Genomic DNA, 12745 nt, shown 5'->3' with positions numbered 1-12745 from the left:
TGACCAGTTCCCGCCGGGCGGGGGTATTCATTTCCCCGTGGTGATATCGCGGTCCGGCTCCCTCCGCCAGACCGCGATTTGTCCCGACTATGCCTCAATCACCCCATGGTCGGAATGACGAAGGACGAACCTTCCTTGACACCCGACGGCCAACGCGACGTCACCGTCTTCACCTTGGTCCAGAACTTCACGCCCTCGGTGCCGTGCTGGTTGGTGTCGCCAAAGGCCGAACGCTTCCAGCCGCCGAAGGAGTGATAGGCGAGCGGTACCGGGATCGGCACGTTGATGCCGACCATGCCGACCTGAACCCGCGAGGCGAAAGTGCGCGCCGCGTCGCCGTCGCGCGTGAAGATCGCGACGCCATTGCCATACTGGTGCTTCGTCGGCAGCTCGGCGGCCTCGTCGAAGTTCTTCGCGCGCACGATCTGGAGTACCGGGCCGAAGATCTCCTCCTGGTAGGTCGTCATGTCGGGCGTCACATGATCGAAGAGCGTTCCGCCGAGGAAGAAGCCCTTCTCGTAGCCCTGCAGCTTGAAGCCGCGGCCGTCGACCAGGAGCTTCGCGCCTTCCTTGGTGGCGAGGTCGATGTAGCCCTTCACCTTGTCGAGATGGGCCTGGGTGACGAGCGGGCCGTAGTCGCTGTCGGCTGCCGTCGAAATGCCGATCTTGAGGGCCTGAACGCGCGGCACGAGCTTCTCGATGAGGCGTTCCGCCGTCTCGTCGCCAACCGGCACCGCTACGGGCAGCGCCATGCAGCGTTCGCCCGCCGAGCCATAGGCCGAGCCGATGAGATCGTTGACGACCTGATCCATGTCGGCATCCGGCATGATGATCGCGTGGTTCTTCGCGCCGCCCATGGCCTGCACGCGCTTTCCATGCGCCGCACCGGTCGCATAGATGTACTGCGCAATCGCCGACGAGCCGACGAAGCTGACGGCCGGGATGGTCGGATCGGTGAGGATCGCGTCGACCGCTTCCTTGTCGCCATTGACGACGTTGAGCACACCTTCGGGCGCACCGGCCTCAAGCAGGAGTTCCGCAAGGCGCAGCGGCACCGACGGGTCCTTCTCGGAGGGCTTCAGGATGAAGGTGTTGCCGCAGGCAATCGCCACGCCGAACATCCACATCGGGATCATGGCCGGGAAGTTGAAGGGCGTGATGCCGGCCACAACGCCGAGCGGCTGGCGCATCGAATACATGTCGATGCCGGGGCCGGCGCCTTCCGTGAACTCGCCCTTCTGGAGATGCGGGATACCGCAGGCGAATTCGATGACTTCAAGACCGCGCTGAATGTCGCCCTTGGAGTCGGCAATCACCTTGCCATGCTCGGAGGAAAGAAGCTCGGCCAGCTCCTGCATGTTCGCTTCGAGCAGACGCTTGAATTCGAACATGACGCGGGCGCGGCGCTGCGGGTTCGTCGCCGCCCAGCCGGGGAAAGCCTTCGCCGCGACTTCGACGGCGGCGCGCAGCTCGGCGGTCGTCGCGAGCGGGGTGCGGGCCGTGATCTCGCCCGTGTTCGGGTTGGTGACGTCCAGGAAGCGGCCGCTGGTGCCCTTCACATGCTTGCCGCCAATGAAATGCGTGAGTTCCTTGACCATCGCTTGTTCCAACCCTTCCAACTTTTGATGCTGAGTGCCTTGTTTACCGACTGCGCTTGCGCATGAAAACTGGTATAAATGCAGCATGAAGCTGCAAAATCGCATGCCGCTGGATTGGGAAAATCTGCGGCTTTTTCTCGAAACGACGCGCCATTCGACGCTGGCCGACGCGGCGCTGCGCCTGAAGATCGACCCGACGACACTAGGCCGCCGCCTGCGCGGATTCGAGCGCGAAATCGGCACCGCACTCTTCGAGAGGGTGCCGCAGGGACTTCGGCTCACGCCCATGGGACAGGTGCTCGCCGCCCATGCGGAACAGATGGAGGATGCGAGCCTTCAGGCGCTGGAGGCCATCAAGGGCACAGGCGGCGCGGCACGCGGCACCGTCCGCATCAGCGCCACGGAGGGTTTCGGCACCTTCATCATTGCGCCTGCGCTTGTCGAACTCAGCCGCCAGCACCCGGACCTGGAAATAGACCTGGTGGCTTCAAGCGGCTTCCTAAGCGTATCGAAGCGGGAAGCCGACATGGCAATCCTGCTCGCCCGCCCGACCGCCGGCCGCCTCGTCGCGCAAAAGCTCAGCAACTACGCCCTGATGCTCTATGCCTCGAAGAGCTATCTGCGTGGCGTGCCGCCGATCCGCACGCCTTCCGATCTGGCGGGCCACAGGGTCGTTTCCTATGTGGACGACCTCATCTATTCGCCGAAGCTGCGCTACCTGAACGAGCTGCCGGGCACGCTCTCGCCGACGCTCCGGAGTTCGAGCATCGTCGGTCAATATCAGGCGACGAAGGCGGGCGCCGGCCTTTGCGTGCTGCCATGTTTCATCGGCGATCAGGAAAAAAGCCTGGTGCGCGTGCTTCCGGATCATATCCGTCTCGAGAGGACATTCTGGCTCGCCGTGCATGAGGAGATGCGAAACTTCGCGCGCGTGAAGGCGGTTTCCGAATTCCTGCTGGCGACCACGGCGGCGCAGCATGCGCTCCTGATGGGCGAGCAGGCGGCCTGAGCGATGCCCGGGGCCTCGCAAAGGCCACTACCTCGGCTGGCGATGTTCCACTATGCTCCGGAAATCTTTCGGGGGTTCTGAAACTATATGGCTGGCTACGTCGATACGCTGAAGCGAGGCCTCAACTGGCTGGCCCAGCTTCCGTCTGTGTACATTGCGACCGTCACCCTTTTCATTGTCGGCGCGATCTTCCTGCGTGTCAGCGACCCCTTTCCGGTGAAGGCGCTGCGCTTCATCGCCTTTGACGGCTATCAGAAGATTGCGCCCGCCAAATATGACCCCAGCCTGCCCGTGCGTATCGTCGACATCGACGAAGCATCGCTCAAGCGCTATGGCCAGTGGCCATGGCCTCGCACCGTCATGGCGAAGTTGCGCGACAAGCTCGCCGAGGACGGCGCCGCGACTGTTGCCTTCGACGTCATGTTCGCCGAGCCTGACCGCACCTCGCTCGACCGGATTGCTGCCGGCCTGCCGAAGAAGGCCGCGGACGCACTCATCGCCGCAACCGGCCCGCTGCAAGGCAATGACGACATATTCGCCGCGAGCATCGCGCGCTCGCCAACCGTGCTCGCGGTAACACTGAACCACACGCAAAGCGCCCCGGGACTCAAATCGAAGGCGGGCTTCGCCATCGCCGGTGACGACCCGCGCCCCTTCCTTCAGACCTTCACGGGCGCGGTCGACAACCTTCCCCAGATGGATGCCGGTGCGCAGGGACTGGGTTCCGTCAACTGGATCCCGGACCGTGACGAGGTGGTGCGCCGCGTGCCGCTGATGTTCGCCAAGGACGGCGAGATCATTCCGTCGCTCGCAGCCGAGGCCTTGCGCGTCGCACAGGGGGCCAGTACCTTCGTTCTCAAGTCGTCGAATGCGAGCGGCGAGACGGCCTTCGGCCAGGCGACGGGCCTGAACCATGTCCGTATCGGGCAATTCGAAGTCCCAACCGATCCCGATGGCGCCGTCTGGCTCAAATACCGGCCCTCGCATCCGGAAACCTATATTCCCGCATGGCGCGTGATCTCCGGCGAGGTCAATCCGGACGACATATCCGGGCGCATTATCTTCATCGGCACCAGCGCCGCAGGCCTCATCGACCTTCGCGCCACGCCGCTTGCGCAGGGCGTGCCCGGCGTCGAGGTTCATGCGCAGATTCTCGAGCATATCCTGACGGGCAAATTCCTCACCCGCCCCGATTATGCGTTGTCGATCGAACTCGCCATCTTCACCGTTCTCGCTATCGGCATCGCCACGCTGATGCTGAGGACCTCCGCGCTCGTAGCTGCGCCGATTTCACTTGCCATCATCGCCGCGCTGCCCATCGGCGGCTGGTTCGCCTTCGTGAAGGTCGGGCTGCTTTTCGACCCGCTTTATCCGGCCCTCTGCCTCTTTCTCATCGTCGCCTGGGGCACCGCCTATCTCTATCGCCGCACCGAGCAGCAACGCGCCGAAGTGCGCCGCGCCTTCGGCCAATATGTTTCGCCCGCCGTCGTGCAGGAGCTTATCGCCCATCCCGAAAAGCTGGTTCTGGGCGGCGAGGAGCGCGAGCTGACCCTTCTCTTCTGCGACGTGCGCAGCTTCACCACGATTTCGGAAGGCCTGACCGCAACGGAGCTTACGCGCTTCATCAATGAATTGCTGACCCCGCTGACCGACATCGTTCTCGCCAGTGGAGGCACGGTCGACAAATATATGGGCGACGCCATCATGGCCTTCTGGAACGCGCCGCTGGACGATGCGGAACATGCCCGGCATGCCTGCGAGACGGCACGCGCGATCGCGGCGGCAATGGGTCCGCTCAATGCGGGATGGAAGGCGGAGGCAGATCGCCTGAACCGTCCGTTCAAGGAGGTTCGCGTCGGCGTGGGCGTCAACACGGGCATTTGCTGCGTCGGCAATCTCGGCTCGACGCAACGCTTCGACTATTCGGCCATCGGCGACGAAGTGAACGTCTCATCGCGTCTCGAAGGACTGTCCAAGTTCTACGGCGTCACAACGATCGTCAGCGAAGCGGCTGCTTCCAAATGCCCCGATATGGCCTTCCTCGAACTCGACCTCGTACAGGTCAAGGGCCGCACGAAGCCGTCGCGGCTCTATACGATGCTCGATACGCTCGGCTGCAGCCCGGACCTCTATGACAACCTCGTTGCCGACCATATGGCAATGCTGGCGAAATACCGTAACCGCGACTGGGATGGGGCCAAGGCCGCTATCGGCCTTTGCCGCGCCAAGGGCGTCGTCGCCCTCGAAACCCTTTACAATCTTTTAGAGGAGCGTATCGCAGAGTTCCGTCTTGCGCCTCCTCCCGTCGATTGGGATGGGTCCTTCATTGCGACGGAAAAGTAGTTCGCCGTATCCTGCGGCTGTGCATGTGAGTCCAACCACCAAAGAGGGTGCAAGATGAGTTCTCCGCTACTGACGCTTCTGGGCGGACTCGTCCTCTTTCAGCTGAAGCACTTTCTTTTCGATTTCGTCTTCCAGACGAACTACCAGTTGAAGAACAAGGGCACCTATGCGCATCCGGGCGGCATCCTGCATGCCGGCCTGCATGCGGCGGGCTCGCTCCCGGCCATCTTCCTGTTCGGTCCCTCGGCCACGCTGGTCATGGGCCTCGTGGTCGCCGAATTCGTCATTCACTACCACATGGACTGGCTGAAGGAGCGCGTGGTTCGCGTCAATGGATTGACCAACAAGGACGCCACCTTCTGGCACATCTTTGGCCTGGATCAGCTGATCCACAACCTCACCTACACGGGCATGCTCATAGTCCTGCTTACGCGGGGCTAAGCGTCGGACGGTTCAGGCGCCGGCGCCAAAGCTGCGAACGAAGAAGTCACGCATCTTCGACAGAAGGTCCTGCTCGACGGCCTTCTTGTGAACGGTCCTGTTCGACGCCTCGGCAAGCTGCACCTGCCGCTCGGCAAGAATCTCGCTGAATTGAGCGAGCATCTCCGGCGCATTCGGCAGAAGCGCCTCGATTGCTTCCTTCGTGATTTCGAGCACGCGCAAGCGCGTCGCCGCCCTCACGGTCGCCGTGCGCGGCGCGCCTGTGAGGAGCGACATCTCACCGACGATGTCGTCGAGAGCCAGCACGTTGACCTGCTGCTCCCCCCCATCGATTCCCTTGACGGTTACATCCGCCGCGCCGTCGAGGATCACGAACATCGAGCCCCCAACGTCGTTCTGGCGGATCAGCGTGCCCCCCTCGGGCAGGATTACGAGCTTGCACCGCGCGGCGATGTCACCCTGCTGCTCGGCGCTGAGCGCGCGCGCGAAAAGAGGCACCCGCCCGATCGCCAGCCGAGCCTCCTGGGCAAAGGGAATTTCCGTCACGGGCGGCTGGGTCAATTCAACCTGCTGGACCGGCGTCGGCAGCGCCGTCTTGCGGACCGCATCCTGTGCAGCGCGAAGCACGACCGACCGCGCCTCATCCGGGCTGATGCGATCCGGATAAAAATAGAACCGCACCGCGTAATAGACGGAATCCTGTTCGATCCGGTCGACGAGGACCGAAGGGGCCGGATGCTGGCTCAGGCCCCGCCCCCGCACCGCCTTGACGGCTTCGCCCATGAGAATGTTGACGACCTGCTCCGAGGGTACACGTATATCGAGGCAGACTTCCACCGAGAGACGCTTGGCGCCGTCCGGCCGGCTATGATTGGTGATCGGGTTGGACGTCACCAGGCGGTTCGGAATGATCAGCCGGCGTCCGTCGTTCATACGGATAAAGGTGGTGCGCCAGGTGATACCTTCGACACGGCCATAATCCGCCGCCCCGAGATCCGCCGCATGAACCGTGATCCAATCGCCGATGGCATAGGAGCGATCCAGATTGATCGAGAGGCCGCCGAAGAGATCCTGGATCATCGTCTGAAGGGCGAAGCCCAGAATGACAGCCGTCGCGCCGGACGCGGCGGCGATGCCGGACGCAGCCACACCGACTTCCAGATAAAGACCCGTTGAAAGGCCGATCGCCAGGAAAACGGCAGTCACCAGATCGCGGACGAGCGCGGGCGCCTTGCGCCCCTTCTTGCGGCGGAAAATCCGGTTCCAGTAGAAATAGCGAAACAGGCGGTCGACGAGGAGTGAAACAGCGAGCGCAAGCAAGATGCCGAGCGCGTCGACGGCAAACACCTCCAGGGACTCAGGCAGGACCGCCAGGAACCAGCCGAGCGCCCAGAAGCGCAGGAGCGCCAGGCTGGCCGCGACAATGGCAAAAGTCACAATCATGGAAATATCACCCCTCCCGCCCTGCAATTCCCCGGCGTCATTGTCATGCAGGGGTAGCGGTTGTCATATAGCCTAAAGCGCAGGGGCGGCCATTGACAATCGTTCGGGAACGGACGCAGCTAAGACGCAACGGCCGCTCCCCCGCCAAATGACGACAGAGTTCCCAGGCCACAGCAGAATGCCCCACGACCGAAATCCGACATCGCTCCAGCAGATGCTCCGGCAACACCGCGCCTTTGCGGAGTTCGACGAGCCGGCGCTTGAACGGCTGATCCAAAGCAGTTCGGTCGCCAGCTTCACGCCGGATGAGATTCTGGTGCGCCAGGGCGACGCGAGCGACGCGGCTTTCTTTGTGCTCGACGGCGAGGTCGAGGTCATAGCCGAGAGCAGCTTCGGCGCCGTGCCCCTCGCGCGGCTCCCGGCCCGCAGCCTGATCGGCGACATCGGCGTTCTGGCCGATCTCCCCCGCACCGCGACGCTTCGTGCCGGGGGCCCCGTGAGCGTCCTGCGCATCGGACGCGACAGCCTGCTTCAGGCGGGCCGCGACCATCCCGGATTGCTCATTTCCGTGATCGGACAGCTCGGCCAGCGTCTTGGCGCCGTCAACAAGGCGGTCGGCTTCTATACCAACGCGCTCGCGGCTCTCGAAAGGCATGATTTCGATCCCGCCATCCTCGACACGCTGCTGAACCCTGTGCCCGAACTCGTCGACTTCGCGCAAACCTTCCGGCGCATGGCCGAACAGATCATCCTGCGCCGCCGGCAACACGACGAGATGGCCAGCGCCTCCATCATCCAGCGCGCCATGCTGCCTCACCATACGGCGCTGGAGGAGTTTGCCGGCAAGGCGGACATTCACGCCGAAATGCGCCCGGCCCGCGAGGTGGGTGGCGATTTCTACGATGTCCTGAGGCTGGACGACCGGCGGGTCGGCATTTCCGTTGGCGACGTGTGCGGCAAGGGCGTGCCGGCCTCGCTCTTCATGGCCATAACGCAGACGGTGACGCGGCTTGTCGTGCGGCAGGAGGCGGATCTCGCCGCTGCCCTGGCGCGAGCCAATCTTCTGCTCTGCGCCGACAATGTGTCCTCGATGTTCGCCACCCTCTTCTACGGCATCCTCGATCTCGAGACCGGCGAATTCACCTACTGCAATTGCGGGCACAACCCGCCGCTGCTCGTGCGTGGCGAGGGCGGGCTCGAGATGCTCACGAATACCGGCATTGCCCTGGCCATGTTCGATGAGGCGCCCTACTCAAGCCGCACGATCAGGCTGCGGCCCGGAGACAGGCTCTTCCTCTACTCGGATGGGATCACCGAAGCGCATAACGCCGAAAAGGCTTTATTCGGCGACGATCGCCTGGAGGAAACGGTGAAGCGGGCCGTAGGCCTGCCCGGACGCCAGGCCATCGACAGCATCATTGCCGCCGTCGATGAATTCGCCGGCGATGCGCCTCAGTTCGACGACATCACCTGCCTCAGCCTGCATTATCTTCCCGCCGACTAGCGCCACCCTCATCGCGCACAACCTTGCGTGGCGGTCGGTTGCATCATCGTTGGCAGCGATAAATCCGTGTGCCCATTGTTCCGCACCGGGACGGGTGCCGCGCCTGCGGCCATTCTGGCCTTGCCGCAGTGAATATCGTATTTCACTATGCTGAAAGTGATGAAAATGTTTTCCTCTTGGCATAGGCTGATGCCAAGGTTGCGCAACCGCCTTTACCGACCGGTGCGGCGACGCAAGTGCGCGAGTTGATTTAACCTTCCTCAGAGGACAGCGCATGACGTCTTCGTTTGCAGATAGCGGGCTTCGCAAATTCCTTGCAGCCCTTTCGTTGATCGCAGGCGCCCTTGTCGCTCAGCCCGCCCTTGCCGATGCTCCAGCCAAGGCAGGCATAGCCGCCACCATCCGAAACGATGTGCAGCAATCCTCGACGACGGGCTCGGTCCGTGCGCTTCTGTCAGGCGGCGCTGTGTTCCAGAACGACGTGGTGCGCACCGGCAAGACGGGTTCGGCCGAGCTCAAGTTCCTCGACGAGACGAGCCTCAAGGTCGCCCCGGGCTCCGAAGTGAAGATCGACAAGTTCGTCTACGACCCGAACCGCACGGCCGGCACCGTGGCCATCACGGTCGCCAAGGGTGCGTTGCGCTTCGTGACGGGCAACCAGGACAAGTCCGCCTACAAGATCAATACGGCGGTGGCGAGCATCGGCGTGCGCGGTACCATTCTCAACATCGTGGCAACCGATCAGGGCCTCGCCGTCATCCTTTCCGAAGGCAAGGCGATGGTCACCGGCTCTGACGGCAAGACTGCCGCGATGGAGGCTGTCGGCAACCTCGTGCTTATCGGGCCCGATGGCACCGCGACGACCCAGGCCGCTTCGCTGAAGGACGCCGTGGCTCAGCTCATAAAGGGTTCCGAAGATCCGGCCCGGACTGCCGCGCAGCTTCTCGCCGCCATCGGCGCCGTCGGCGACGCGGCCACCGCTCAGAACCTGCAGGACATTGCGGCGGGCGTCTCTGAGGCTGGCGTCAGCGCCGCGGACCTCGCGCAAGCCGTGAGCGACTATGTGCAGGGTGCCGTCGATCAGGCCTCGACCGCGGGCGATATCATCAACGGCGCCAAATATCTCAACGACGATCTCAAGGGCGGAACTGGCAAGGGCCTCGCCCAGGCGGCAGATGTGATCGGCAAGACCGACCCGACGACCGCGGGCGCGATCGCCGGTGCCGTGGAGGGCTCCAACGATCCCGCCCTGCAAAATGCCTACAAGGCGGAACCCACGAATGGCATTCAGCCAGGCGGAGACAATCTCCTCCAGAACCAGCAGAACCAGCAGGACACGCAGAGCCCGAATTAGCGGCAGAGGCTGACCTGCAAGCAAGGCCCCGGTGAAAGCCGGGGCCTTTTGCCTTTGAGAGCGCCTTCGCCAGAGCCGTCTTCGGCGCTATGCTCCCACCCCATGTCAAAGACCTGGTATCTCTACATGCTGGAATGCGCGGGCGGGCGCCTCTATACCGGCATCGCTATCGATGTCGAAGCGCGCTACAAGGCGCATGCCGAGGGACGCGGCGCGAAATTCACGCGCAGCTTTCCGCCGAGCCGCGTCGTGCTTGTTCAAAGCTTCCCGAACCGCTCCGAGGCATCGAAAGCGGAACACGCGCTGAAGCGGCTGTCGCCCGCGGAAAAGCGCAAGCTTGCCGAGGCATGAAAGGAAATCCGATGTCAGAGATGGAGCTTTTGCGCACGCGCCTCGATAAGCTCGAAATCCACGCCGCTCATCAGGAGCAGATGATCGAAGACCTTCAGAAAGTCGCAAACGATCAATGGAACGAGATCGAGCGGCTGACGCGCAAGCTCGCCGCCCTCGGGGTCCGGCTCGAAGCCGTTGAAGAGCGAACCGACAGCCCCGCCCCCGTCGAGCCTCCGCCGCCCCATTATTGATTTCGAGCCTCCGCCCATGTCGTTCGGTCCGCCGAAACCTTTTCATTACGCGCCGCCGATGGAGCCCTATCTCGAGGTGCTCTACCGCGACGACGACATCCTCGTGCTCTCGAAGCCGAGCGGGCTTCTGCACGTGCCCGGCAAGCCGGTGGAACATGCCGACTGCCTGGAAGCACGCGCGCAAGCGGCGTTTCCGGCTGCGATGACCGTGCACCGTCTCGACAAGGATACGTCGGGCGTCGTGGTGATGGGATTGAACCGCAAGGCGCATGCGCATCTGAGCCAGCAGTTCGAGTTGCGGCAAACGCGCAAGGTCTATGTCGCGCGCGTCTGGGGCCGCATGTCGGAAGACAGCGGCCATATCGACCTGCCCATCGCCTGCGACTGGCCGAACCGCCCGAAGCAGATGGTCGACCGAGAGAATGGACGGCCCGCGCAGACGGATTGGAAAGTCATCGAGCGCGAAGCATCGGCGACGCGCGTCGCGCTATATCCGGCGACGGGCCGTTCCCATCAGCTTCGCGTTCATATGCTGAGCCTTGGTCACCCCATTCTGGGCGACAATTTCTACGCTCATGAGGCGGCCTTCGCCGCCGCGGACCGGCTGCAGCTCCACGCTGAATATCTGAGCTTCCGCCATCCCTCGCAGGGCCGCGACTGCGCCTTCACGGCGCCCTGCCCATTCTGACACCGGCCGCGCGAAACGGCGCGTCAGGCGCCGATACGCAGCTCGATCGAGTTGGAGTTCGAATTCGAATTGCTGTTGCCGTTGGAGTTCGAGTTGGAATTGGAGTTCCAGTTCGAATTGCGGTTCGAGTTGAAATTCCAGTTCCAGTTGGCGTTTGAACCACCGCCAGAACCACCGCCCGACGAACAGGCCAATGCGGGCGTCGCCGTCAGGAACGCATAAGCGATCCCTGCCGCGACGATGGACAGAGTGCCACCCAGAAAATACCAACGCCTCGAAAGAACGATCTTCATCCGTCTCACCCCGTGACAGGCTACGCCCCAATCGGCCCAAAAAGAGACATATCCAGGCCGATGAAGTCAAATTCGCCAGATGAGCCGCAAGGAATATGCCGCTTCTGATGGTTAATTCTTGCGACGGAAACCGGGGTGCTGCGCATCGGCGATCCTGAGTCCGCCGATGCGCAACAGGCTCATTTGCGGTGCGACTGCTCGACAAGCTTTCGCGCCATGCTCCAGCGATGCACCTCGCTCGGGCCGTCATAAATGCGGAAGGCACGCATATCCATGAAGATGCGCATCACGATGGTCTCAGTCGTGACACCCTGCCCGCCGAGCACCTGCACGGCGCGATCGACGACGCGCCACGAGGCTTCCGAGCAAACGACCTTGGCGCGGCTCGACTCATAATTGCCCTTCTCGCCACGGTCGAGAAGCCAGGCCGTGTGCCAGATATGAAGCCGCGCGGTCTGCAGGTCCATGTCGTTGTCGGCAAGCATGAAGCCGACGCCCTCATGTTCGGCAAGCGGCTTGCCGAAAGCCTGACGCTTCGCCGCATAAGCAACAGCGACATCATGTGCGCGGCGCGCCTGGCCAAGCCAGCGCATGCAATGCGTGAGGCGCGCAGGCGCAAGCCGGATCTGCGCATAGCGGAAGCCCTTGCCGATCTCGCCGAGCACATCTTCCTGCGGAATGCGGAGGTTCTCGAAACGCAGAACGCCGTGGCCGCCGGTAAAGCAGGCATCCATCGCATCCATATTGCGTTCGAGGCGAATGCCGGGCTTGTCCATGTCGGTCAGGAACATGGTCGCCGAGCCGTCTTCCATGCGCGCCATGATGATCGCGTAAGAAGCACCATCGGCGCCCGTGATGAACCACTTGGTGCCATTGAGCACATAGTCGGCGCCCTGCTTCACGGCGACGGTCGAGAGCATCGAGGGATCCGAACCCGCGCCCGGCGAAGGCTCCGTCATGGCGAAGCAGGAACGGATGCGGCCTTCGACTTGCGGACGCAGCCAGCGGTCCTTTTGCGCGGGCGTCGCCACCTCTTCCATGAGGTGAATATTGCCTTCGTCCGGCGCGTGAATGTTCAGCGCCGTCGGCCCGAGCGTGGAATAGCCGGCCTCCTCGAAGACGACCGACTTCGCGATATGGCTGAGGCCAAGTCCGCCCATCTCCTTCGAGGCATGGGGCGTCAGCAGGCCGGCCTGTTTCGCCAGAGATACGAGTTCGCGCCGCAGGTCTTCGTTGGGCCCGTGCGAGGTCACGCGGGGATCGCGCTCGAAGGGAATGATCTTCTCGGCGATGAAGCTGCGCATGCGTTCGCGCAATTCGACGAGTTCGGGGGAAAGAGAGAAATCCAAGACGCCTCCGCTACGTGAAGTTCAATGAGCGAGGGTCGTCTGCCGGACGCCGCACCCCCGCGGCACGGCGAGCATCATAACCATTCCTGCGAATGGCGCTCCATTTTCGTCACGAGGCGAAAGCAGGATTGCCTCCGCA

At 63.0% G+C, this 12745-nt stretch carries 12 protein-coding genes; 8 read left to right on the top strand and 4 right to left on the bottom strand.

Features of this window, described 5'->3' with window-relative positions; genetic code table 11:
* Window positions 1-98: 98 nt before the first annotated feature.
* Entirely contained in the window at window positions 99-1598 is a 1500-nt protein-coding gene (locus ABFC66_RS09895) for a CoA-acylating methylmalonate-semialdehyde dehydrogenase (RefSeq protein WP_346740781.1), read from the bottom strand.
* 85 nt (window positions 1599-1683) lie between these two features.
* Here ABFC66_RS09895 and ABFC66_RS09890 point away from each other — a divergent pair, with 85 nt between their 5' ends.
* From ABFC66_RS09890 to ABFC66_RS09880, 3 genes are all read left to right on the top strand, one after another.
* Window positions 1684-2607, top strand: a complete 924-nt coding sequence (locus ABFC66_RS09890; protein WP_346740780.1) for a LysR family transcriptional regulator — start codon at window positions 1684-1686, stop codon at window positions 2605-2607.
* 87 nt (window positions 2608-2694) lie between these two features.
* A complete protein-coding gene (locus ABFC66_RS09885; RefSeq protein ID WP_346740779.1) occupies window positions 2695-4950 on the top strand; it encodes an adenylate/guanylate cyclase domain-containing protein in 2256 nt (751 codons plus the stop codon).
* 54 nt (window positions 4951-5004) lie between these two features.
* Window positions 5005-5391 (top strand): DUF3307 domain-containing protein, encoded by a 387-nt coding sequence (locus ABFC66_RS09880; RefSeq protein WP_346740778.1) that lies wholly within the window; start codon window positions 5005-5007, stop codon window positions 5389-5391.
* A 12-nt stretch (window positions 5392-5403) separates the two neighbouring features.
* Here the strand turns inward: ABFC66_RS09880 and ABFC66_RS09875 are convergent, their stop codons facing one another.
* Window positions 5404-6834, bottom strand: coding sequence for a mechanosensitive ion channel family protein (locus ABFC66_RS09875; RefSeq protein ID WP_346740777.1), 1431 nt, complete (start codon window positions 6832-6834; stop codon window positions 5404-5406).
* A 178-nt stretch (window positions 6835-7012) separates the two neighbouring features.
* Here ABFC66_RS09875 and ABFC66_RS09870 point away from each other — a divergent pair, with 178 nt between their 5' ends.
* From ABFC66_RS09870 to ABFC66_RS09850, 5 genes are all read left to right on the top strand, one after another.
* A complete protein-coding gene (locus ABFC66_RS09870) occupies window positions 7013-8338 on the top strand; it encodes a SpoIIE family protein phosphatase (RefSeq protein WP_346740776.1) in 1326 nt (441 codons plus the stop codon).
* 274 nt (window positions 8339-8612) lie between these two features.
* Window positions 8613-9692, top strand: coding sequence for a FecR family protein (locus ABFC66_RS09865; RefSeq protein WP_346740775.1), 1080 nt, complete (start codon window positions 8613-8615; stop codon window positions 9690-9692).
* 102 nt (window positions 9693-9794) lie between these two features.
* Window positions 9795-10043: a GIY-YIG nuclease family protein gene (locus ABFC66_RS09860; RefSeq protein WP_346740774.1), complete on the top strand. Its 249-nt coding sequence runs from the start codon at window positions 9795-9797 to the stop codon at window positions 10041-10043.
* Complete coding sequence (locus tag ABFC66_RS09855) at window positions 10040-10276, top strand: SlyX family protein (protein WP_346740773.1); 237 nt, start codon at window positions 10040-10042, stop codon at window positions 10274-10276. The genes ABFC66_RS09860 and ABFC66_RS09855 overlap by 4 nt, the downstream gene beginning before the upstream one ends.
* Before the next feature lie 16 nt (window positions 10277-10292).
* Entirely contained in the window at window positions 10293-10964 is a 672-nt protein-coding gene (locus ABFC66_RS09850) for a pseudouridine synthase (protein WP_346740772.1), read from the top strand.
* A 23-nt stretch (window positions 10965-10987) separates the two neighbouring features.
* Here ABFC66_RS09850 and ABFC66_RS09845 read toward each other — a convergent pair whose 3' ends face one another.
* On the bottom strand, window positions 10988-11257 hold the full coding sequence (locus ABFC66_RS09845; protein ID WP_346740771.1) for a hypothetical protein: 270 nt from the start codon (window positions 11255-11257) through the stop codon (window positions 10988-10990).
* A 179-nt stretch (window positions 11258-11436) separates the two neighbouring features.
* A complete protein-coding gene (locus tag ABFC66_RS09840) occupies window positions 11437-12606 on the bottom strand; it encodes an acyl-CoA dehydrogenase family protein (protein WP_346740770.1) in 1170 nt (389 codons plus the stop codon).
* Window positions 12607-12745: the final 139 nt, after the last annotated feature.

The sequence above is a fragment of the Parvibaculum sp. genome (assembly GCF_039680535.1).
Classification (GTDB): Bacteria; Pseudomonadota; Alphaproteobacteria; order Parvibaculales; family Parvibaculaceae; genus Parvibaculum.
This window is presented reverse-complemented; position numbering and strand designations above follow the sequence as displayed.